This window comes from Verrucosispora sp. WMMD703, assembly GCF_049178935.1.
GTDB classification, from domain to species: Bacteria; Actinomycetota; Actinomycetes; order Mycobacteriales; family Micromonosporaceae; genus Micromonospora; species Micromonospora sediminimaris.
Genome location: NZ_JBMHMM010000004.1, coordinates 3,148,391 through 3,170,117 on the forward strand (window position 1 = coordinate 3,148,391; position 21,727 = coordinate 3,170,117).

The following is a 21,727-nucleotide window of genomic DNA, read 5'->3' on the forward strand; positions in this document are numbered from 1 at the left end:
GCCCAACGGCTGGCTAGGCTGACGGTCATGGAGTCTTGGGTGGGGCACGAGGTGCCGCGGCTGCCGGGCCGGAGCGAGACGTTGCGGTTGTTCGACTCGGCGCGGGAAAGTGTGCAGCCGAGCGATCCGGACGGCACCGCCACCATGTACGTCTGCGGCATCACCCCGTACGACGCCACCCACCTCGGTCACGCCGCCACCATGATCACCTTCGACCTGGTGCAACGGATGTGGCGCGACGCCGGTCACGAGGTCCGGTACGTACAGAACGTCACCGACATCGACGACCCGTTGCTGGAACGGGCCGAACGCGACCGCGAGGACTGGAAGGTCCTGGCGATGCGGGAGACGGCGCTGTTCCGGGAGGACATGGAGGCCTTGCGGATCATCCCGCCGGCCCACTACGTCGGCGCTGTGGAGTCGATCCCGGACATCGCCGAGAAGGTGTTGGTGCTGCTCAAGGACGGTGCCGCGTACCGCCTCGACGACGGCACCGGTGACGTCTACTTCGACATCTCGGCCGCACCGAGCTTCGGCTACGAGTCCAACCTGTCCCGCGCGGAGATGCTGGAGATCTTCCCCGAGCGCGGCGGCGACCCGGACCGCGCCGGCAAGCGTGACCCGCTGGATCCGCTGCTCTGGCGCGGTGCCCGCGACGGCGAGCCGTCCTGGCCGGGCGGAGACCTCGGTCCGGGCCGGCCGGGCTGGCACATCGAGTGCGCGGTGATCGCCCTCGGCCTGCTCGGCTCCACCATCGACGTGCAGGGCGGCGGCAACGACCTGCTCTTTCCGCACCACGAGTGCTCCGCCGCGCACGCCGAGCGGTTGACCGGGGCAGCACCGTTCGCCAACCACTACGTGCACGCCGGCATGATCGGGCTGGACGGCGAGAAGATGTCCAAGTCCCGGGGCAACCTGGTCTTCGTCTCCCGGCTGCGCGCCGACCGGGTGGATCCGATGGCGGTCCGGCTGGCCCTGCTCTCCGGTCACTACCGCGCCGACCGGTCCTGGACCGACGACCTGCTCACCGCCGCCGAGGAACGGCTGGGTCGTTGGCGGCGGGCCGCCGCCGCGACCGCCGGACCGTCCGGGGCGGCGTTCCTGGCCGGCGTACGCGAACGACTCGCCGACGATCTCGACACCCCTGGTGCCCTGCGGCTGGCCGACGAGTGGGCCGAGCGGACCCTAGCCGGTGCCAGTGCCAGTGCCAGTGCCAGTGCCAGTGCCAGTGCCAGTGCCAGTGCCAGTGCCAGTGCCAGTGCCAGTGCCAGTGCCAGTGCCAGTGCCAGTGCCAGTGCCAGTGCCAGTGCCAGTGCCAGTGCCGGTGCCGCCGACGACGACCCGGCCGCACCGCGCCTCTTCGCCGAGACCGTCGACGCCCTGCTCGGCATCCGTCTCTGACAGCCCGAGCCGGCAAAGCCCCCGACGTCCCCGCCTCCCACGGTGCCCTCCCGCGCGGTGCCCCTCCCGCGCCGGGACCACTCCCGCCCCGGTGGACAACATCCCCGATGTTGCTGCCTGGCGTGCCCGGGAGGGGACAACATCGCCGATGTTGCTGCCTCGGACGCCGTAGGGCAACGTCCCCGATCCTGTTGTCGTGCGCGCCCCTCCCGGACGCCTTGAGACAGCAACTTTCCCGATGTTGCTGTCTCGGGCGCTCGGGAGGGGACAACATCGCCGATGTTGCTGCTACCTGTTCCCCGTCGGGGCGAGGGCTCCAGGGGTGGCGGACGTGAGGTGGTGGGGGTCAGCCGAGGACGAGGCCGGGGTCCGGGTCCGGCTCGGCGGTGGGGGCGGGAATCTGGTACTCCTCGGTCAGCGTGGTGACCGGGCCCGGCCAGGTGGCCTGGGCGACCTCGATGGGCCGGCGCTGCGGGTCGTACGCCACGTGCAGCAGGTGCAGCACCGGGGTGTCCGGTCGGATCTGGAGGGTCTCCGACTCCTCGCGACTGGGTTGGCGGGCGGTGATGGTGTCGGTGGCGGTCGCGTACCGGCGGCCGGTGGCCTCCTCTGCCTCCTGGTAGAGCGGCCGGCCGAACGCCTCGGCCCGCTCGAGTGTGGTGCCGGCGGTGTCGGCGGGCAGGAACCAGGAGGCGCCCACCTCGACCGGTGCGTCCTCGGTGCGGACGAGGTGGCGGCGGCAGAGCAGCTCGGTGCCGTCGGGTACGCCGAACGCATCGGCCACCTCGGGCGGCGCGGGGGAGCGGCCGACGGAGACGAGCTGCTGGCGATATCGGGCCGCCAGGTCGGTGTGGTAGCCGCGGAAGCCGCCGTAGCGGCCCCGGGATAGCCGGTTGAGTCGCCGCCGGGTGCCCCGCACGTACGTACCGGAACCGGGTTTGGTGATCAGGATGCCCTCGACCCGCAGCTGGTCGACGGCGCGTTGCACGGTCTGCTTGGCCACCCCGAACATCTCGGCGATGGCCGGGATGGACGGCAGCCGTTCGCCGGGCGCCCAGTCGCCGCGGCGGATCTGGGTCTTGAGCTGCGCGGCGATCTGCCGGTGCGGGAACTCGGCCGCCCCCGGGTTGATCTGCATCCCCGCCTCCTCATTTCAGCTAGGTTCCTAGGATGCCGTACGGGTGGTGAGCCCCGCCACCCCGACACATACTTCGAGACCCCGGGCCGACGAACGACCCGGGGTCTCGAAAGCGGAACGGGTAGCGGGTTACCAGGAACCGGCGGTGGGGCCGGCAGATCCGCCCCGGCGGCGCAGGTACTTCTCGAACTCCTGGGCGATCTCGTCCCCGGTCAACGGGGTGATGCCCGCGTCACCGACGCGTTCCTCCAGCTCGCGGACGTACTCGCCCAGCTCGGCGTCCTGCTCGGCGGCGCTGCGTACCCGCTGTTCCCACTCGGCGGCCTCCTCGGCCAGGTCGGCCATGGGCACCGGCAGATCCAGCACCTCCTCGACCCGGTGCAGCAGGGCGAGGGTGGCCTTCGGGCAGGGCGGGTTGTTGGCGTAGTGCGGCACGTGAACCCAGAACGAGACGGCGTCGACCTCGGCCCGGGTGCAGGCGTCGTGCAGCACGCCCACGATGCCGGTCGGCCCGTCGTATCGGGTCGGGGTGAGCTGGTAGCGGCGCGCGGCGTCGGCGTCGGAGGCGCTGCCGCTGATCGGCAGCGGCCGGGTGTACGGCACGTCGGCCAGCAGAGCACCGAGCAGCACCACCCGCTCGACCTCCAGGCTGTGGCAGATTTCCAGCACCTGCTCGCAGAAGGTCCGCCACCGCATGCTCGGTTCGATGCCGCGGATCAGCACCACGTCCCGCTCGGTGCCGGCGGGGCTGGCGACCGTGAACCGGGTGGTCGGCCACTCCACCCGGCGGGTGGCGCCGTCGGACATGGCAATGGTGGGCCGGCTGACCTGGAAGTCGTAGAAGTCCTCCGGGTCCAGCTCGGTGACGGGCCGGGCCTCCCACACCTGCTCCAGGTGCTCGACCGCCGCGGTGGATGCGTCCGCCGCGTCGTTCCACCCCTCGAAGGCGCAGATGGCGACCGGGGACCGCAGCACCGGCAGCCCGTCGAACTCGGTCACGCCGTCACCTCCTGCTCGTCACCGGCGGTCCGGGAGATGGTCCCGGTCGTCCGCCCACGGTGCGTGGCGGTGTCGCTGTAGTCCTTCACGTCAGTCAGCCTACGTGCCAGGCCCGGACCCGGCCCGTCGGCCGCGCCGGATGGGGCGGGCGTCGACACGGCGTAGGACCGCGCGGACACCGGTCGGCAGCGCACGTGTTGGGCAATGCGTACCAAAGCGGGCAACGTGATCCCGATGACACAATGTGGGATCGGACGGCACGCGGGGGTGCGGGCCGGTCCCACCGCACTAACCTGAGGTCGTGCGGACTTCGTTGCTCGATGCGCTGGCAGACCGGATCCTCGTCACCGACGGGGCGATGGGCACGATGCTGCAGGCTGCGGACCTGACCCTGGACGACTTCGACGGTCTGGAGGGGTGCAACGAGATTCTCAATGTCACCCGCCCGGACGTCGTACGTGGGGTGCACGAGGCGTACCTCGCGGCGGGCGCGGACTGTGTGGAGACGAACACCTTCGGCGCGAACCTGCCCAACCTCGCCGAGTACGACATCGCCGACCGGATCTGGGAGCTGTCCGAGGTGGGGGCGCGGCTGGCCCGGGAGGCCGCCGACGCGTACTCGACCCCGGAGCGGCCCCGCTGGGTGCTCGGTTCGATCGGTCCGGGTACGAAGCTGCCGACCCTCGGTCACGCCTCGTACGCCAGCCTCCGTGACGCGTACCAGCAGAACGCCGGCGGGCTGATCGCTGGCGGCGCGGACGCGTTGATCGTCGAGACCTGCCAGGACCTGCTCCAGGTCAAGGCGGCGGTGGTCGGGTCCAAGCGGGCGATGGCCGAGGCGGGCCGTACGGTGCCGATCATCTGTCACGTGGCGGTCGAGACCACCGGCACCATGCTGCTGGGCAGCGAGATCGGCGCGGCACTGACCGCCATCGAGCCGCTCGGCGTGGACCTGATCGGGTTGAACTGCTCGACTGGGCCGGCCGAGATGGGCGAACATCTGCGCTACCTGGCACAGCATTCCCGCATCCCCGTGTCGGTGATGCCCAACGCGGGTCTGCCAGTGCTCACCCCGGACGGGGCGTACTTCCCGTTGGGCCCGGACGACATGGCCGATGCGCTGGAACGGTTCGTCGCCGACTATGGCGTCGCGCTGGTGGGTGGCTGCTGCGGCACGACTCCCGAGCACATCCGGGTGCTCGCCGAGCGGCTGCGCGACGTGCGGCCGGTGGCCCGCGAGCCGCGTACCGATGCGGGGGTCTCCTCGATCTACCACCACGTGCCGTTCGCGCAGGACGCCAGCGTGCTGATGGTGGGGGAGCGGACCAACGCCAACGGCTCCAAGGCGTTCCGGGAGGCGATGCTCGCCGCCGACTGGCAGTCCTGCGTGGAGATTGCCCGGAGCCAGGCCCGTGACGGCTCGCACCTGCTGGACCTCTGCGTCGACTACGTCGGCCGGGACGGCACCACCGACATGCGTGAGCTGGCCGGCCGGTTCGCCACCGCCTCCACGTTGCCCATCATGCTGGACTCGACCGAGCCGGCGGTGATCGAGGCCGGCCTGGAGATGCTCGGCGGCCGGTGCGTGGTCAACTCGGTCAACTTCGAGGACGGCGACGGCCCGGAGTCCCGGTACGCGCGGGTGATGCCGGTGGTCGCCGAGCACGGCGCCGCCGTGGTCGCGCTGCTCATCGACGAGGAGGGTCAGGCCCGTACGGCGGAGTGGAAGGTACGGGTTGCCGGGCGGCTGATCGAGGACCTCACCGGTCGGTGGGGCATGCACCGCTCGGACATCCTCATCGACGCGCTGACCTTCCCGATCGCCACCGGTCAGGAAGAGACCCGCCGCGACGGCATCGAGACCATCGAGGCGATCCGGGAGATCGCCCGGCGCTGGCCCGGGGTGAACTTCACACTGGGCGTCTCGAACGTCTCGTTCGGACTCAACCCGGCGGCCCGGCAGGTGCTCAACTCGGTCTTCCTGCACGAATGCGTGCAGGCCGGGCTCACCTCGGCGATCGTGCACGCCAGCAAGATCCTGCCGATGTCGAAGATCCCCGACGAGCAGCGCGAGATCGCCCTCGACCTGGTCTACGACCGGCGGCGCGAGGGCTACGACCCGGTGCAGCGGTTCATCGAGATCTTCGAAGGCGTGGACGCCGCCTCGGCGCGTGCCACCCGGGCCGAGGAGTTGGCGGCCCTGCCGCTGAACGAGCGGCTCAAGCGGCGGATCATCGACGGCGAGCGTAACGGCCTGGAAGCCGACCTCGACGCGGCGATGGCGGCCGGCACCGCCCCGCTGCTCATCATCAACGACATCCTGTTGGACGGCATGAAGGTTGTCGGTGAGCTGTTCGGCTCCGGTCAGATGCAGCTGCCGTTCGTGTTGCAGTCGGCCGAGGTGATGAAGACCGCGGTGGCGTACCTCGAACCGCACATGGAGAAGGCCGACGACGGCGGCAAGGGTCGCATCGTGCTCGCCACCGTCAAGGGCGACGTGCACGACATCGGCAAGAACCTGGTCGACATCATCCTGTCCAACAACGGCTATGAGGTGGTGAACATCGGCATCAAGCAGCCGATCTCCGCCATCCTCGACGCCGCCGAGCAGCACCGCGCCGACGCCATCGGCATGTCGGGCCTGCTGGTCAAGAGCACCGTCATCATGAAGGAGAACCTGGTCGAGATGGCGTCGCGCGGGGTCGCGGAGCGCTGGCCGGTCCTGCTCGGTGGCGCGGCGCTGACCCGGGCGTACGTCGAGGACGACCTGCGGTCGATGTTCCCCGGCCAGGTGCACTACGCCCGCGACGCCTTCGAGGGGCTGTCCCTGATGGACCGGGTGATGGCCGCCAAGCGCGGCGGCGCTCCCGTGGTCGACGCCGAGCGGGAGGCGGCCCTGGCGGCCCGGCGGGCCCGTCGGGAACGGCAGCGCGCGGTTGTCGCCGAGTCGCTGCCGGAGTTGCACGACACCTCGGTACGCTCCGACGTCGCGGTCGACGTGCCGGTGCCGGTCGCACCGTTCCACGGCACCCGGGTGGTCAAGGGGGTGCCGTTGGCCGACTACGCGGCGCTGCTGGACGAGCGGGCCACCTTCATGGGCCAGTGGGGGCTGCGCGGTGCGCGCGGCGGCAAGGGCCCGTCGTACGAGGAACTGGTGGAGACCGAGGGCCGACCCCGGCTGCGCTACTGGTTGGACCGGCTGATCGCCGACCAGGTGTTGGAGGCGGCCGTGGTGTACGGCTACTTCCCGGCGTACTCGGAGGGCAACGACCTGGTCGTCCTGGACGAGAACGGGCACGCCGAGCGGGCCCGGTTCACCTTCCCCCGGCAGCGGCAGGAGCGGCGGCTCTGCCTGGCCGACTTCTTCCGCCCGCGCGGCGGCGCCCTGGACGTGGTCGCGTTGCAGCTGGTCACCGTCGGTCAGCCGGTGAGCGAGTACGCGGCGAAGCTGTTCGCCCGCAACGAGTACCGCGACTACCTGGAGGTGCACGGGCTGTCGGTGCAGCTCACCGAGGCTCTCGCCGAGTACTGGCACAAGCGGGTCCGGTCCGAGTGGAAGCTGCCCGACGGCCGTACCGTCGCCGACGACGACCCGGCCGACCTGGCCGGCCTGCTGCGCACCGACTACCGGGGCTGCCGGTACGCGTTCGGCTACCCGGCCTGCCCCGACCTGGAGGACCGGGCGAAGATCGTGGAGCTGCTCGGCGCCGAACGGATCGGTGTGCAGCTGTCGGAGGAGTTCCAGCTGATGCCGGAGCAGGCCACCGACGCCATCGTCGTCCACCACCCCGAGGCCAGCTACTTCAACGCCAAGTGACGCCCGCAGGTGCCGTGACCTGCACTTCCGGCACCTGCGGTAGGCGTTGAACCAGAACCCACCCGACGCGTCGGCAACGTCATCGTGTGGTCCACCTTCCGAGGCCGGCACCAAACCAAAGCCAAGATCAGTCACTACACCCGACATGACCCCACCGAGCCCGGAAACGGATCTCCTACTGAAGTACTAGGGCCACTGGATGGCCTCGACGACGAGTTCTGCGGAGCACGAATTATCATCGATTCGCTCGGCTCGGATGGTGAGCGATGACTTGCCCTTAGGTACGCGCAGTTCCTGTTCCTGGCTCCCAGAACCAGCCACGCCATTGCCGAGAGTTTCGCCATCGGCGAGTAGCTCCCACCGAACCTGCGCGCGGTCCGAGCAGCCATCAACGACGATGCTCAGATCTCTCTGGCGTGCCGGACCCGAGAGGGTGGCCTGTGCCTGGATTGCCTGCCCTGGCGAGTCAAGGAACCAGCGATTGGTGCAGGTGGTATGCATTGCGAAGTTCAGACCGCCGGTCGTGCATTCCTGCTGTGCTGCGTCGCCGATGGAGAACCGCATCTCGGTGCGATTAGGAACCTCAGGAAGAAGTAAGGCAGCGGTTACCGAAAATGCCGGGATGCCAAGTACCACTCCTGCCACACCGAGCCTGCGGCGCGTCTTCTTGCGCAGGATCTCCTTGGCGGTCGTACACTCGGATTCGTATGCGGCCAGGATTTCTGGCTTGTCCAGGGAGAGCGCCAACGCGCGGACAAAGGGCCTCGCCATATCCAGCGTCGATTTCATCCTAGAGGAGGTGTTCGACGCTTGTACGGCCACGATGACAGCGACCAGCGTACCTGCTATCGCCGCAAACCAGGACCCCCGTTCCAACAAGTCCAACCAGTCCGACATGGCTCTCCCTCTCCACCGCTCGGCAGTTGCAGGAAATACGAGCGAGCATAGACGAACGTCCGGCGGCACGCCGGTGCTGTTTTCGCGCTGCGCAGGCAACCCATTGCCCCATTTGCGCGTGTGCTGGCGTGCTCCCAGTTCATACACTCGCCGTACCACTTCCGGCGCGCCCACCACGACGCCAGATTGGTCGTCGCCGCACTGAACATGGCTGCGGTCACCTGCGGCGGCTGCCGCAACGTGGTCGTGCACGAGACCGGCGACCCCGACGTGATCGTGGTCGAGTACGAACTGGTCGGCACACACACGGCGACCGGGGTCACCGCCTCGGCACCGTTCATCGGGGTACTGCGGACCAGCCACGGCAAATTGGCCCAGTGGCGCGAGTATCAGCACACCCTCGCCATCGCTCAGGCCGTCGGCCAGGCGCAAGCCGGCACTCCCGAGGTGCTTCTGTGATCAGGACGCCGGCCGGAAGTCCGGGCCGTCGGATGTCGTCACCAGTTCCCAGCCGAAGGCTTCCAGGGTGATGTCGGTACGGGCACCGAAGGTGTGGACCAGTCTGGCGACCGGCCCGTCCGGCAGGCTGTCGCCGACCGTGGCGAATACCTCGACGGGGGCTTCGCCGAGCTGCTGTGCCACGATCCACGGCACTGCCAGAGCCAGCATGAAGTCCCGGTCGTCATCGGACGCCAGACATCGGGCGAGGCCGGTCGCCAGCACTGAGCGGCGTAGCAGATCGACGGAGTTCTGGCGCAATGCCAGGGTGGCGAGGCGGGCACCGTAGTGGCCGAGGGCGAGCGCGTTGGTGGGGTCGAGGGAGCGTACGAAGCTCTGCTCGATGCGTCGCGGCGCGCGGGCGAGGATCTCCTCCGCGAGTCGGTCCTGCTTCCCCGGGATTCTCTCCAGGTTGGGCTTCACCCGGCCAGGACGGCAGAACCGAGCGAGGTCAGCACTCGGCCCTGCCGAGGCGTGCGAACTCGTCGAGGGAGACGTACTTCGGTACCTCGTCGTTGTTCACGATTGCGGTGATCATGGCTGATCCTGGTTGCAGGCCGGCCAGCTCGGCCAATTCGCGGATGGTTCCGGAGCGCCGGACGGGGTGGGCGAGACCGCGCGTTCGGTGGCAAGGACAATCACGTCCGGCGGCTTGTCCGCGCACCAGGCCAGCGCGGCGAGCGGTCGGCCGTCAGCATCCACGGTGATGCCCTTGATCTCTGGCGTGCAGGCGGTCAGCGCGGTCAGCATGAGCAGTGTGGCGGCCAGGGTGGCGACGATCCGCCGTGTCCTCGCGCGCGTTCGAGCGACCATGCTCTGACGATTACAGCGCGGCGTCGACCTGCCACCTCGGTTGGGTTTCAGGACGGTGACGAAGACGCGTAGCCATCCCGCCTTCGCTGACTGAATTCGACAGGTCCGCGCGATTCGCCATCTCGCCGACACGTGCCCGGCTCATTCGGCGGTTGCTGCCGCCGCACGTCGGAGCCGAGTACCGTCGATTGTGGCGGCTCGCTGGTGTGGAGGCCAGCAGACCGCCGCATAGTCCTTCACCCGGGAGCTTCGTCATGCCGCCGAGCGCGCGCACCATCGTTGACCCACGGTTTCCCGCTGAGCTTGCCCGACTTCGACGTGTCCGTGGCCTGTCACTGCGTGATCTGGCCCGCCTCGCGTACGTCGGGAAGAGTTACGTGCACGACCTCGAGACGGGCCGGACCCGACCGTCCCGAGAACTCGCCGCGCACCTTGACGACACCCTGGAGGCCGGCGGGACGCTGGCCGCGATGGTCGTCGATGCGCCGACCGTGACCACCCCCGACGACGATGACCGCCTGGCGTACGTGCTCGCCGAACCGACCCGCCTCGACGCCGCTGCGGTGCGGCTGCTCGCCGAGGTGCTGGCCGCGCAACGCCGCCTCGACGACGTCCTGCCGGCTCCGGTGACACTGCCGGCGATGGTGGCGCAGTGGTCCACCATGCAGCAACTCGCCGAGCGGGCTGCCGGGCCGTACGCCGGCCAACTGCACGGGGTGGTGGCGGAGTGGACGCAGTTCGTCGGCTGGTTGCATGCGGAAGCCCGCAACGACGGTGAGGCGATACAGGTGCTGATCGAGGCCGCCAGGCAGGCCGACGCCGTTGACAGTGGCCCGCTCGCGGCGCAGGTGGAGAACTTCCGAGGCTACCTGGAGCGGCAGCGAGGCAACCCGCGCGGCATCGTGCGCCATTTCCTCACCGCGTACCACACACCCGGGGCGACGGCGCTGCAACGCGTCGGCGACGCGGTCCAGGCCGCCCATGGGTTTGCGCTACTCGGCGACCGGAACTCAGCGGTAGGGCTCCTCGGGGAGGCGAGCGACCTCACCGAGGCGGCCGAGCGTGAGCAGGCGCCGGTCCTGGCCTACTGGCTGACGCCCACGTTCAGCAGGATGGGTCTCGGGCTGGCCTATCTGGCGCTCGGCGACACGTCGGCCGGCATCGACAACCTGCGGGCCGGGTTGGCCGGGTTGCCGCCTGACCAGCGGGAAGCCGCATGGACGCAGGAATATCGGCAGGCACTCGCGGTCGCCACCGGCTGAGCTGTCCGTCAACCGTCCCGGACAGGGCGCCGGACGCCTCGCACCTGCCCTGAGCACCCACCGCCATCGCACGATTCTTGTGGGTGGTGGCGGTGCGCCCCCACGTACCGCCGCCCCCGTCCCGAACTTCGGTGGAGGTGATGGCGTGAGCAGGTGGCGCAGGTTCTGGTGGTGGCTGCGGCGGCGGCCGATACCGCTGGCGGACGGCGGGCAGTGGCGGGAGGCTGTCGAGCAGAAGGCCGCCCGGCAACGCCTGCTCGACCAGGCCCGGCGCAACACCCGGTGGCCGGCATGCGACGGCCGCCGAGGCGTACGGCCGGGACCGGGTGGGCCTGTCGATGTACGCGGGTGCCTTGTTGACGGCGGCGTTGGACGACCTGCCGCGTGAGGATCCCGGCGAGCTGACGACCCGGTTCCTCGCGTGGCTGCGGTGCACCTGCGGGACGGGTAGCCACGCCGGGGCGTGACCGACGATCAGCATCCCGTCGCATCCGCCGTCCTTTTCGTACGCTGGCCGGCCTGCGACCGGTCAAGCACGGACCGGCGTAGCAGGATGTGACCCACGTTGCAGGACACGCCGACACACCATCTGGTGTCTTGCGTTCGCGGGTCGCCCATATATGGTGTCACTCGTAGCTGGTTCGGCGCCCATCCGGGGCGGCCGAGGCAAGAGGGAACCCGGTGTGAATCCGGGGCTGCCCCGCAGCGGTGAGTGGGAACGACAGCCGTCACGAAGCACTGGGCTCCGGCCTGGGAAGCGACGGCCAGTAGGAGCGCGTAAGCACGCCCACGAGTCCGAAGACCTGCCAGCACGCCGCCCGCACTCGTGGGTGGCGGCCGCAGGCCGCGTGGGACGGCCGACGCCATGAACGGGCCGTGCCGCCTGCGCGGATCCCGTGGCGTCCTCCCGCGTGTCCGAGGCCCTGAGCAGACGGCGCGAGGAGAGAGACGTGACGGTCGTGCGGGAGGCGCCGGCCTCCGACGCAGGTGTGTCGGAGCAGCGCCGGCAGGTGATGCAGGTCCGCAAACGCGACGGCGCCACGGAACCGGTGGACGTCAACAAGATCGTCCGGGCGGTGGAGCGGTGGGTGACCGACCTCGACGAGGTCGATCCGCTGCGGGTGGCCACCAAGACCATCAGCGGCCTGTACGACGGTGCCACCACCGCCGAGCTGGACAAGCTGTCCATTCAGACGGCCGCCGAGCTGATCGGTACGGAGCCGCAGTACTCGAAGCTGGCGGCTAGGCTGCTGGCCGCGTACGTGGACAAGGAGGTCCGTGGGCAGCAGGTGGCCAGCTTCAGCCAGTCGATCCGCTACGCCCACGGCCTGGGGCTGATCGGAGACGCTACCGCGGAGTTCGTGGCCCGCAACGCCCGCAAGCTGGACGACGCGGTCGACCCGGACGGTGACCTGCGGTTCGAGTACTTCGGGCTGCGTACCGTCGCGGACCGTTACCTGCTGCGGCATCCGCAGACCCGCCTGGTGGTGGAGACGCCGCAGTACTGGCTGCTGCGGGTGGCCTGCGGGCTGTCGCAGACCCCGGGTGAGGCGATCGGGTTCTACCGGCTGATGTCGAGCCTGGCGTACCTGCCGAGTTCACCGACGCTGTTCAACTCGGGGACCCGGCACACCCAGATGTCGTCGTGTTTCCTGGTCGACTCGCCGCGCGACGAACTCGACTCGATCTACGAGCGTTACCACCAGGTGGCGAAGCTGTCGAAGTTCTCCGGCGGGATCGGCATCTCCTGGTCACGGGTCCGGGGACGGGGCGCGTTGATCCGGGGCACCAACGGCAGATCCAACGGCATCGTGCCGTTCCTCAAGACCCTCGACGCGGGGGTGGCGGCGGTCAACCAGGGTGGCCGGCGCAAGGGCGCGGCCTGCGTGTACCTGGAGCCGTGGCACCCGGACATCGAGGAGTTCCTGGAGTTGCGGGACAATACCGGGGAGGAGTCCCGGCGTACCCATAACCTGAACCTGGCGAACTGGATCCCGGACGAGTTCATGCGCCGGGTCGAGGCGGACGGCGACTGGTCGCTTATCGACCCGTCGGACGCGCCCGAGCTGCCGGACCTGTTCGGCGAGGCGTTCGACGAGGCGTACCGGGCGGCGGAGAAGAAGGCCGTGCGGACGGTCAAGGCCCGCGATCTCTACGGCCGGATGATGCGTACGCTCGCGCAGACCGGCAACGGTTGGATGACGTTCAAGGACGCGGCGAACCGGCTGTCCAACCAGACCGGTGCGCCCGGCAACACGATCCACCTGTCGAACCTGTGCACGGAGATCCTGGAGGTCAACAGCGACACCGAGACGGCCGTGTGCAACCTCGGGTCGGTCAACCTGGGCGCGCACGTCACCGCCGACGGTGTCGACTGGGAGAAGCTGCGCGCCACGGTACGCACGGCTGTGGTGTTCCTCGACCGGGTGATCGACATCAACTATTACCCGGCCGAGCAGACGGCGGTGTCGAACCCGCGCTGGCGCCCGGTCGGGCTCGGCCTGATGGGGCTACAGGACGCCTTGTTCACCCTGCGTCTGCCGTTCGACTCGGCACCGGCCCGGGAGTTGTCGACCCGGGTCCAGGAGGAGATCTTCCTGACCGCGCTGGAGACGTCGGCCGGGCTCGCCGAGCGGTTCGGCCCACACCCCGCGTACGCCGAAACCCGCGCCGCGAAGGGTGACTTGCATCCCGACCTGTGGGGCGCGGAGGTGACGCAGGCGTCGCGGTGGACCGCGCTGCGGGAGCAGATCGCCCGCCACGGCCTGCGCAACTCGCTGCTGGTGGCGATCGCGCCGACCGCCACGATCGCTTCGATCGCCGGGTGCTACGAGTGCATCGAGCCGCAGGTGTCCAACCTGTTCAAGCGGGAGACGATGTCCGGCGAGTTCCTCCAGATCAACACGTACCTTGTGCGGGAGTTGAAGGCGCGCGGGCTGTGGACCGCGCCGATCCGTGAGCAGATCAAGCGGGCCGAGGGGTCGGTGCAGGGCATCGCCGAGCTGCCCGAGGAGGTGCGGGAGCTGTTCCGTACCGCGTGGGAGCTGCCGCAGCGGGCGCTTGTCGACCTGGCCGCCGCCCGCGCTCCGTTCATCGACCAGTCGCAGTCGCTGAACCTGTTCCTGAGCGCGCCGACCATCGGCAAGCTCTCCTCGATGTACCTGTACGCCTGGAAGGCCGGGCTGAAGACCACCTACTACCTGCGGTCGCGTCCGGCGACCCGGATCCAGCAGGCCACCGTCGCCGTCACCCCGGCGGCCAGGCCGATCGTCGCGGTCAGCGACGACGAGGCGTTGGCCTGCTCCCTGGAAAACCCCGAGAGCTGCGAGGCGTGCCAGTGACAACTGTTTCCGAACCCGACACCGGCCAGCGGCAGATGCTGCTCGACCCCGGCATGGACCTGACCCTGCGGCCCATGCGCTACCCGCAGTTCTTCGACAGGTTCAAGGACGCCATCAAGAACACCTGGACCGTCGAGGAGGTCGACCTGCACTCCGACCTCACGGACCTGGCCAAGCTGTCCCCGGCGGAGCAGCACCTGGTGTCCCGGCTTGTCGCGTTTTTCGCCACCGGCGACACCATCGTGGCCAACAACCTCGTGCTCAACCTCTACCAGCACGTCAACTCGCCGGAGGGACGGCTCTACCTGTCCCGGCAGCTGTTCGAGGAGGCGGTGCACGTCCAGTTCTACCTGAACCTCCTGGACACCTACGTGCCGGACGAGCGGGAACGGTTCGCGGCGTTCGCGGCGGTGGAGAACATCCCGTCGATCGCCCGCAAGGCCGAGTTCTGCTTCAAATGGATCGACTCCATCTTCGAGCTGCGGGAGCTGAAGACCCGTGCGGACCGGCGGTCGTTCCTGCTGAACCTGATCTGCTTCGCCGCCTGCATCGAGGGACTGTTCTTCTACGGCGCCTTCGCCTACGTGTACTTCCTGCGGTCCCGGGGCCTGCTGCACGGCCTGGCCTCCGGCACCAACTGGGTGTTCCGGGACGAGTCGATGCACATGGCCTTCGCCTTCGACGTGGTCGACACCGTACGCGCCGAGGAGCCGGACCTCTTCGACGCCGAGATGGAGCAGCAGGTCCGGGACATGCTGGCCGAGGCCGTCGAGTGCGAGGTGCAGTTCGCCGCCGACCTGCTCGAACAGGGCGTGTCCGGGCTGTCCCTGGCCGACATGCGCGAATATCTCCAGCACGTCGCCGACCGGCGGCTGGCGCAGTTGGAGATCGCGCCGCTGTACGGGTCGAAGAACCCGTTCGCCTTCATGGAGTTGCAGGACGTGCAGGAGCTGTCCAACTTCTTCGAACGGCGAGTGTCGGCCTATCAGGTCGGAGTCACCGGCACTGTCGCCTTCGACGACGACTTCTGACGGCGGTCCGGCCACCACCACGAACCGGGTCCGGCCCGGCGCTGATCCTGCCGATCACCGCCGGGCCGGTTCACCGGCCGCCGCGAGAGCGGCGACGTCGTCGCCGGAGCGCTACCCGCTAGCGGCCCCAGCTGTGGGCGACGGCGAGTGGGTCTCCTACCCGGAAGTCGGGCGGATCGTGCATGAGGAAGTCGCGGTGGCTGATGTTCCACGCGTAGGCGCCGGCCATTCCGAACACGAGGAGGTCCCCGACGGCGATCGGGCCGCTCTCGGCGTCGCGGGCCAGCACGTCCTTGGGCGTGCAGAGCTGGCCGACGACGGTGACCGGGCCACCGTCGGTACGCGGCCCGGCACCGTCGCGGGACACGACGACGAAGGGCTGGGAGTGTCCCTTGGCCGCCGGAGTCCGCAGGTGGTGGGTGCCGCCAGCGACGATCACGAACCACTGACCCCGGGACCGCTTCACGTCGATCACCTCGGTCACGTACGACCCGCAGTAGACCGCCACGGCCCGGCCGGGTTCGATCCGGAGCCGGACCGTCGGGTGGGCGTCGCACACCTCGCCGAGCAGCCGACCGTAGCTCGGCCAGTCGAAGCGGTGCTCCGGGCGGCGGTAGTCGACGGCCATGCCGCCGCCGACGTTGACCTCCTCGGCGCGTACCTGCCGCACCGCCCAGTCGGTCACCTCGCGCGCCACCGCGGCGGCGGTCGGCGCGTCGAGCCCGCTGGCCAGGTGGGCGTGCACGCCACGGACCCGGACCCCGTGCGGTGGGTCGACGGCGAGCCGGACCGCCTCCGGTGGGTCCAGGCCGAACGGGCTCGCCTGTCCGCCCATCACCAGGACCGCGCCCGGGGTCGCGACCGGCAGGTTCACCCGCAGCAGCACATCGACGGTACGCCCGGCGGCCCGCGCCAGGGCGGCCAGCCGGTGCAGTTCGGTGGCGGACTCGACGTGTACCCGGTGCACGTCGGCGGCCAGCGCTGCCGAAAGATCCGCGTCGGTCTTGCCCGGTCCGGCGAAGGCGGCCACCCGCCGGTCGGGTAGCACCGCCGCGAGGTGCCGCAGTTCGCCCCGGCTGGCGGCTTCGAAACCGTCGACAGTGGCCGCGAGGGTGCGCAGCATCCCCGGGTCGGGATTGGCCTTGACCGCGTAGAGCAGCTCGACCCGCTCCGGCAGGGCCGCCCGGACGGCAGCCGCGTGCGTGGCCAGGGCGGCGAGATCGTAGACGTACGTCGGTCGGGTCATTCGGCACCGCCGAGCGGGTTGGGCACCTCGACGTAGGGTGCCTGCTGGTCGGCGGCCCGGTGCCAGCGGACCAACAGGTTCGCCTTCGCAGCGAGCGGAGCGCCGTGCAGCAGCGGGGTCAGCTCGGCCGGCTCACCCAGCTGTGCGTACGCCGCCTCGACGGCTCGCCGGACCGTCTGCCACAGCCGGGGCTCGGTGCCGGGGTGGCCGTCGGCGAGCGCACCGGCGAGACCGGCGAGATGGTTGACGAACAGGCAGTAGACGACGCGCCGGGCCGCCTGTGCGGGGGTGTAGGCGGCCTGCCGGGGCACCCGGTTGGGCCAGGCCGCCAACCGTCCGAGATCCAGCTTCAATCCTTCGAGGTCACGCAGGACCAGGCGGGCCGGGCGACCGTCCGGATCCAGGACCACCAGCACGTTCTGCAGGTGTGCCTCGTGGACCACGCCGTGGCCGAGCCACAGGCGCAGCACCGTGGGCACCAGCAGCTCGACGTAGGCCCGCCACCAGTCGATCGGGTCCGGCACGGTCAGCGGCGCGCTGGCCAGCGCCGCCGCCAACACCACCCGTTCGCCCGGCCGCAGATGCTCGCGTACCCCGGTCCGCAGGATGGTGCCGTACGCCTCGTCCGCCCCCGGCAGGTCGACGGTCCGGTAGCCGGGCTCCCGCAGCAACCCGACCCGTGCGGGAAGCGGCACACCGGACAGGAACCGGGTCAACGCCACCGCTCCGGTCAACTCGTAGCGGGCGTTCTTGCGCAGGCAGTTGGTGATGCGCACGTGCAGGCTGGTCTTGAGGAACAGGTCGACCGAGGGGGCGTAGAGCGTACGGACGCTCGCGGTCGGGCGGACCGGTACGCCGGCCGGGCCGAGCCGGCGCAACCTCAGATCGGTAGGTGGCATCAGGTCCAACTGCCACGGGTGCACCGGCAGCAGGTGGTGACCGGGTGGCGCGTCCGGCGGATCCAGCGGCGCGATCAGCTCGTCCACCGGCCCGTCGCCCGCCACCAGGTCGGCGGGCACGGCGAGCCAGTCGAGCCGGAAGCTGCTGCGCAGCTCCGGGGCGTAGCGACGCCAGCTCGCCGGATCACCACTGCGCCACTTCGGACTGGGGTGATGCGGGTGGCCGTGTACCAGACACTGTTCGGAGTCGACATAGTCGTCGACCACCGGGTCGCCGGTGGGGGTGGGGTCGTTGGACGGGCGCTGCCGCAACAGGGTGGCCAACGCGTCCCGGCTGCCGAGCACCTGCTCGACGAATTCGTCGTTAACCAGCCCGGTGCGGGCGCGCAGCTCGGCGGCGAGCAGCCGGGCGAGCTGCGCGCCGTCGACCGGCCCGTCGGCGTCCGTCGAGCCGTCGCCCAGCGTGTCGGCGGCCGGCGGATCCGGAACCGCCGGGTGGCGGCGGGCGACCGGTGCCGCCGCCGGCCGGCAGCGGACCGGACCGACGTAGCGGTGCGCCAGCACGGGGGAGATCCGGGCCAGTCGGCAGGAGAGCGTCAGCCCCAGGTGTGGCAACCGGATCCGAAGCTGCCCGCCCACGGTCTCGGCCGCACCGTCGGGCGCGGCCACCTCCCGCAGGTAGCAGGAGAGCAGGGTGTGCGTGGCGGCCAGGTCGGCGGCGCGTTCCGCCGGCCCGGCGGTGGCCTCGGCGGTCTGCGGCGTCACGAGGCGTTCCGCAGGTAGTTGGGTCCGGTGCGGTGGTAGAACTTGTTCACGTCGGTGCAGCCGATCCGCTGCTTGGGCAGCAGCGTGCCGGCGGTCAGCATCGCCTTGACCGGCAACCGGTCGGCGGTCAGGACGCGGTCGACCAGCTCTCGGGCGGCGGGTGTGTCGCCCCACCGGTCGCGGGCGGCGCGCAGCCGGGGCGCGAGGGCCTCGGCCGGGGAGGGCACGGCGACCCCCTGATCCGCCAGGGCCAGCAGGGGGGCCGTCGCCGCCAGGTGAAGTGTGATCGTGACGAACATGTCGGCCAGCTCCCCGGGATGGCGGATCCACATCCGCTGATCGCGCAGTCGGACCGTGCCCGCGTGCCGGGGGTCCAGCCGGGCGCCGTCGTTGTCCTTGTACAACAGCCGGATCGGACCGTCGGACGGTAGGACCAGATGGATGTTCTGCGGATGTGCTTCCAACGCCACTCCGTACCGTAACCACAGGCACACGTGCCAGTCGAGCAGGAGATCCAGATAGGACCCGAGGAGCCGGGTCGGGTCGGCGCCGCCGATTCGCTGGGCGACCGTGCCGGCGGTGGGATCCGTCGCGGCGAGCGCGGCCACCGGCACCACGGTCGCCCGCTCCAGCCCGGCGGGTAGCCGACGCAACAGAAAGGACCGCAGCTCGTCGTCGTCGCAGTGACCGAAGACGCTCTCGTCGGCGTGCGTGATCCGGTCGGCGAAGCGCGGCTGCTCCGCGGCGATGCGGTCGAGCAGCGCGGCCACCGCCGCGCCGTCGGAGAGCGCGTCAGGCGCGAGGGTACGGCGGTTGCGGGCACCCAGACTCGCGGTCGGCAGCGGCAGTTTCAGGTGGGTCGTCGGATAGCGGTCCAGGGCGACGGTCCGCATCGACAGGGTGGGTCGCACGGTGATCTCCGGTACGTCGAGTACCGGTAGGGCCGACCGGTCGGCGGTCAGCGGGTGCACCGGCAACAGCACCTCCCCGGCCTGGCGCGGCGTCGGCCACCAGGCGGGCAGCCGCCCGTTCAGCCGCAGGGTCCGGGCCGGTACGGGCAGCCAACGCAGGGCGAAGGTGGGGGCGTGCTCGGGTGCGTACCGGAGCAGTTCGGCCTCGTCCAGGCCGTGCCGGCACCGGTCGGTGGGGTAGACGGCGTGGCCGGCGTGGGCGGCGAGCACGTCGTCGAGGAGCGCGCCGCCGAAGCCGGTGGGCGGGTCGACCCGGTCGGCGGCGATCCGGGCGTACGTCTCCGACCGGGTGGTCTCGGCCAGCCGGCGGGCGAGCAGGTCCTGCCGGCATTCGTCGGTGAAGGCGCGCCACCCCTGCTCGGCCTCGACGTCGTCGTGCGGCGCGAGCAGCTCCAGCAGCCCCGCAAGCGTGTCCACCCGGTGTGGCGCCCGGCCGGGCGGGTGCACGTGCAGTTCGGCGCGGGCGAGGCGGACGGCGTGTTGGAAGCCGTCGGGTCGAACAGGAAGGCGTAACCGGCCGGCGCGGTGCGCTGCCTGCCACCAGCCGGGGCCGTCGGGGCCGCCGCCGCTGCTCAGGCCGAGATGGTCCTCGCGCAGCAGGGCGTCCAGCACCCGGCGGAACAGCTGCTGCTCCACCGGATCGGTCACGTGTCGATCACCCAGTCCAGTCCGGCGCGGAACTCGACGAGCGCGCGGCGCACCACGGCCGGATCCGACCCGATGGCGTGCAGGACGGCCAGGTAGTCGCGGTTGGTGCCGGTGTGCTCAGCGGTGGTCCCGATCGGCCGCAGCGGGCGGCAGCCGAGCCGGATCCCGTCGCGTACCGCGTCGATCGGACCGGGGGCGGCGACGAGGGTGCCGCCGCGCTCGGCGCAGACGTACTCCACCCGGGCGGTCTGGTTGATCGCGGTCGGGTCGGGCAGACCGAGGTCGGCGACGGATTCGCCGAGGTGCAGCCGGATGACGTACTCGAACAGCGGCACGTCGAGCAGCTCGGCCAGGATGAGATCCATCCGGTCACCGATCAACCGGTCGTTGACCTCGATGAGCCGAGGTCGCTCCCGGTGCATGACGAACTCGGTGTGGCAGGGGCCGAACCGTACGCCGAGCGCGTCCAGCTGAGCGCGTAGCCGCTCGGCCGTCGCCGGAGTCGCGGGTGCCCATTCCAGGCACAGCTCGGTGAAGGTGGGCGGCGGGCCGAGCGTGGTACGCCAGCCACCGAGCACGGCCAGCGTCCCGGCGTCTCCGAGCGTGTCGTGGGTGCGCACCTCACCCGGCAGGTACTCCTCCACCACCAGTGCCGCGTCCGGTCGGCGACCGCGGATCTCGGTCACCCGCCGGACCAACTCGTCCGCGTCGGTGACCAGGTAGGCGTCCTCACTGGCGACGCCGTCACGCGGCTTGACCACAGCGGGGAAGACGTCGAACGTCGGTGGCTGCCCCGGAGTGAGGCGCTGGGCGTGGACCACGTCGAGACCGGCGTCGGCGACGGCCTGCCGGGTGGCGGCCTTGTCCTTGCAGCGTCGCGCCGACTCGGGATCCTTACCGGGCAGGCCGAGACGACGGGCGGCGAGCGCCGTCGCGGCCTGTAGGTGATCGCTGTTGGAGAAGAGTCCCACCGCGGCTGGCCCGTTCCGGACCACGTCGATGACGGCCTGCGGGTCCCGCACCGGGCAGCCCCGCGTCGGCACCGCCGTGGGCCAGTCGTCGGGCCGGTCGGTCAACACGGTGACCGGCACGCCGAGCGTGTCGGCGGCCGGCAGCAGGCCGTCCAGCACGGAGTCGGTCGGGTTGAGGGCGGTCAGGTACAGCATCACGAGCCGACTCGGTGATGGGCCGTCACCGAGCGCGCCAGTAGGCCAGCGCCGCCACCTGCTCCTTGCCGACGCCCAGCCCGCGCCGCAGGTGTCTGACGATGCTGCGGGTGCTGGCCGCCTCGCAGGCCACCCAGTACAGGCCGTCCTCCTGGGCGGCGTTCAGGGCGGCGGTGACGGTGTCCACCAGGTGTTGACCCTCGTCGCGACGCGGCACCCACACCACCTCGTCGTGTGGCCGGGTACGCAGCGGCAGGTTCCGCTCGCCATCATGGGCGTACTCGAGCCAGATGCTCGCCGACACCGGCCCGGCGGCGTCGAGCAGGCTGTTGACCGCGGGTAGGGACGCCGCGTCGCCGACCAGGTAGAGCCGGCCGGGCACCGGTTCGGGGAGCGTGAAGGAGCTGCCCTGCACGGTCGCCTCGATGGTGTCTCCGGGCCGAGCCGTCGTGGCCCAGCGCGCCGCGCAGCCGTCGTGCAGGGCGAACACGAGTTGGAAGCGCCCGCTGTCCGCGTCCGGGTCGACAAGGGTGTACGCCCGCTGGTGGGGTCGGCCCTCGTTGTCGAACCACAGCCGGATCCACATGGTGGGGTGCACACCGCAGGTACGCAGCAGGTCGCCCCCGTCGACGAGCAGCCGCTGGTAGCGGTCTCCGACGGGTTCGTTCTCCAGGACGGTCAGCTCAAAGTTCCGGCCCCCGAACGCCTTGAGTACGAGGGCTTCCCAGTTGCGTTTCACTCGGTTCTCCACTGTGGATGCGGTTCGGGCGACGAGGAGCCTGCCGACCCTCGATGGCACGTCCCTGGTCGAAGCCGGGCGACTGCCGACGGGCGC

At 70.5% G+C, this 21,727-nt stretch carries 15 protein-coding genes, 1 pseudogene and 1 riboswitch; of the genes and pseudogenes, 6 read left to right on the forward strand and 10 right to left on the reverse strand.

Translation table 11 applies throughout. The annotated features are described in order from the left end of the window. Positions 1–27: 27 nt before the first annotated feature. A pseudogene (gene mshC, locus ACN26Z_RS15000) lies at positions 28–1,221 on the forward strand (cysteine--1-D-myo-inosityl 2-amino-2-deoxy-alpha-D-glucopyranoside ligase); the annotation flags it as partial. A 526-nt stretch (positions 1,222–1,747) separates the two neighbouring features. Here mshC and ACN26Z_RS15005 read toward each other — a convergent pair. Together ACN26Z_RS15005 and ACN26Z_RS15010 are read right to left on the reverse strand one after the other, a co-directional pair. Then, a complete protein-coding gene (locus ACN26Z_RS15005; protein ID WP_093402073.1) occupies positions 1,748–2,539 on the reverse strand; it encodes a GntR family transcriptional regulator in 792 nt (263 codons plus the stop codon). 129 nt (positions 2,540–2,668) lie between these two features. After that, positions 2,669–3,538 (reverse strand): PAC2 family protein, encoded by an 870-nt coding sequence (locus tag ACN26Z_RS15010; RefSeq protein WP_093402074.1) that lies wholly within the window; start codon positions 3,536–3,538, stop codon positions 2,669–2,671. 301 nt (positions 3,539–3,839) lie between these two features. Between ACN26Z_RS15010 and metH the strand changes: the two genes are divergently transcribed. Continuing rightward, positions 3,840–7,355: a methionine synthase gene (gene metH, locus ACN26Z_RS15015; RefSeq protein ID WP_282238742.1), complete on the forward strand. Its 3,516-nt coding sequence runs from the start codon at positions 3,840–3,842 to the stop codon at positions 7,353–7,355. A 186-nt stretch (positions 7,356–7,541) separates the two neighbouring features. Here metH and ACN26Z_RS15020 read toward each other — a convergent pair whose 3' ends face one another. Beyond that, complete coding sequence (locus tag ACN26Z_RS15020; RefSeq protein WP_282238741.1) at positions 7,542–8,252, reverse strand: hypothetical protein; 711 nt, start codon at positions 8,250–8,252, stop codon at positions 7,542–7,544. Between the two features lie 207 nt (positions 8,253–8,459). Here ACN26Z_RS15020 and ACN26Z_RS15025 point away from each other — a divergent pair, with 207 nt between their 5' ends. Continuing rightward, positions 8,460–8,711: a nuclear transport factor 2 family protein gene (locus ACN26Z_RS15025; RefSeq protein ID WP_282238740.1), complete on the forward strand. Its 252-nt coding sequence runs from the start codon at positions 8,460–8,462 to the stop codon at positions 8,709–8,711. Here the strand turns inward: ACN26Z_RS15025 and ACN26Z_RS15030 are convergent, their stop codons facing one another. Next, entirely contained in the window at positions 8,712–9,173 is a 462-nt protein-coding gene (locus ACN26Z_RS15030; RefSeq protein WP_421461822.1) for a hypothetical protein, read from the reverse strand. A 111-nt stretch (positions 9,174–9,284) separates the two neighbouring features. Then, a complete protein-coding gene (locus ACN26Z_RS15035) occupies positions 9,285–9,563 on the reverse strand; it encodes a hypothetical protein (protein WP_421461823.1) in 279 nt (92 codons plus the stop codon). Between the two features lie 254 nt (positions 9,564–9,817). On the opposite strand from ACN26Z_RS15035, the gene ACN26Z_RS15040 reads away from it, so the two are divergent. The 3 genes from ACN26Z_RS15040 to ACN26Z_RS15050 all read left to right on the forward strand — a co-directional run bounded on the left by ACN26Z_RS15040 (position 9,818) and on the right by ACN26Z_RS15050 (position 15,197). Next, on the forward strand, positions 9,818–10,825 hold the full coding sequence (locus ACN26Z_RS15040) for a helix-turn-helix domain-containing protein (protein WP_421461824.1): 1,008 nt from the start codon (positions 9,818–9,820) through the stop codon (positions 10,823–10,825). A gap of 620 nt (positions 10,826–11,445) precedes the next feature. Beyond that, a riboswitch (cobalamin riboswitch) is annotated at positions 11,446–11,650 on the forward strand. Between the two features lie 125 nt (positions 11,651–11,775). Next, positions 11,776–14,166 carry a ribonucleoside-diphosphate reductase subunit alpha gene (locus ACN26Z_RS15045; protein ID WP_421461825.1) on the forward strand — a complete coding sequence of 797 codons (2,391 nt, stop codon included), beginning with the start codon at positions 11,776–11,778 and terminating at the stop codon, positions 14,164–14,166. Positions 14,167–14,201: 35 nt separating this feature from the next. After that, positions 14,202–15,197: a ribonucleotide-diphosphate reductase subunit beta gene (locus ACN26Z_RS15050; RefSeq protein WP_421464653.1), complete on the forward strand. Its 996-nt coding sequence runs from the start codon at positions 14,202–14,204 to the stop codon at positions 15,195–15,197. A 118-nt stretch (positions 15,198–15,315) separates the two neighbouring features. Here the strand turns inward: ACN26Z_RS15050 and ACN26Z_RS15055 are convergent, their stop codons facing one another. From ACN26Z_RS15055 to ACN26Z_RS15075, 5 genes are read right to left on the reverse strand one after another with little or no spacing between them, the layout of a single operon-like run. Then, positions 15,316–16,443 carry an alanine racemase gene (locus ACN26Z_RS15055; RefSeq protein ID WP_421461826.1) on the reverse strand — a complete coding sequence of 376 codons (1,128 nt, stop codon included), beginning with the start codon at positions 16,441–16,443 and terminating at the stop codon, positions 15,316–15,318. After that, a complete protein-coding gene (locus tag ACN26Z_RS15060) occupies positions 16,440–18,107 on the reverse strand; it encodes an IucA/IucC family protein (RefSeq protein WP_421461827.1) in 1,668 nt (555 codons plus the stop codon). Before ACN26Z_RS15060 ends, ACN26Z_RS15055 begins: the two co-directional genes overlap by 4 nt. Continuing rightward, positions 18,104–19,726, reverse strand: coding sequence for an IucA/IucC family protein (locus ACN26Z_RS15065; RefSeq protein WP_282238728.1), 1,623 nt, complete (start codon positions 19,724–19,726; stop codon positions 18,104–18,106). The genes ACN26Z_RS15060 and ACN26Z_RS15065 overlap by 4 nt, the downstream gene beginning before the upstream one ends. Then, positions 19,723–20,892, reverse strand: coding sequence for an ATP-grasp domain-containing protein (locus tag ACN26Z_RS15070; RefSeq protein ID WP_421464654.1), 1,170 nt, complete (start codon positions 20,890–20,892; stop codon positions 19,723–19,725). The genes ACN26Z_RS15065 and ACN26Z_RS15070 overlap by 4 nt, the downstream gene beginning before the upstream one ends. A 25-nt stretch (positions 20,893–20,917) precedes the next feature. Continuing rightward, the gene (locus tag ACN26Z_RS15075; protein WP_282238727.1) at positions 20,918–21,631 is read right to left on the reverse strand and encodes a siderophore-interacting protein; all 714 of its coding nucleotides are present in this window, start codon (positions 21,629–21,631) and stop codon (positions 20,918–20,920) included. Between the last annotated feature and the right edge of the window lie 96 nt (positions 21,632–21,727).

What these genes read in the sequence shown, in the direction of transcription:
- ACN26Z_RS15055 (WP_421461826.1), bottom strand. Translation starts at nt 16,443, where the DNA reads ATGACCCGACCGACGTACGTCTACGATCTCGCCGCCCTGGCCACGCAC.
- ACN26Z_RS15020 (WP_282238741.1), bottom strand. Translation starts at nt 8,252, where the DNA reads ATGTCGGACTGGTTGGACTTGTTGGAACGGGGGTCCTGGTTTGCGGCG.
- ACN26Z_RS15050 (WP_421464653.1), top strand. Translation starts at nt 14,202, where the DNA reads ATGCTGCTCGACCCCGGCATGGACCTGACCCTGCGGCCCATGCGCTAC.
- ACN26Z_RS15035 (WP_421461823.1), bottom strand. Translation starts at nt 9,563, where the DNA reads ATGGTCGCTCGAACGCGCGCGAGGACACGGCGGATCGTCGCCACCCTG.
- ACN26Z_RS15025 (WP_282238740.1), top strand. Translation starts at nt 8,460, where the DNA reads ATGGCTGCGGTCACCTGCGGCGGCTGCCGCAACGTGGTCGTGCACGAG.
- ACN26Z_RS15040 (WP_421461824.1), top strand. Translation starts at nt 9,818, where the DNA reads ATGCCGCCGAGCGCGCGCACCATCGTTGACCCACGGTTTCCCGCTGAG.
- ACN26Z_RS15070 (WP_421464654.1), bottom strand. Translation starts at nt 20,892, where the DNA reads ATGCTGTACCTGACCGCCCTCAACCCGACCGACTCCGTGCTGGACGGC.
- ACN26Z_RS15005 (WP_093402073.1), bottom strand. Translation starts at nt 2,539, where the DNA reads ATGCAGATCAACCCGGGGGCGGCCGAGTTCCCGCACCGGCAGATCGCC.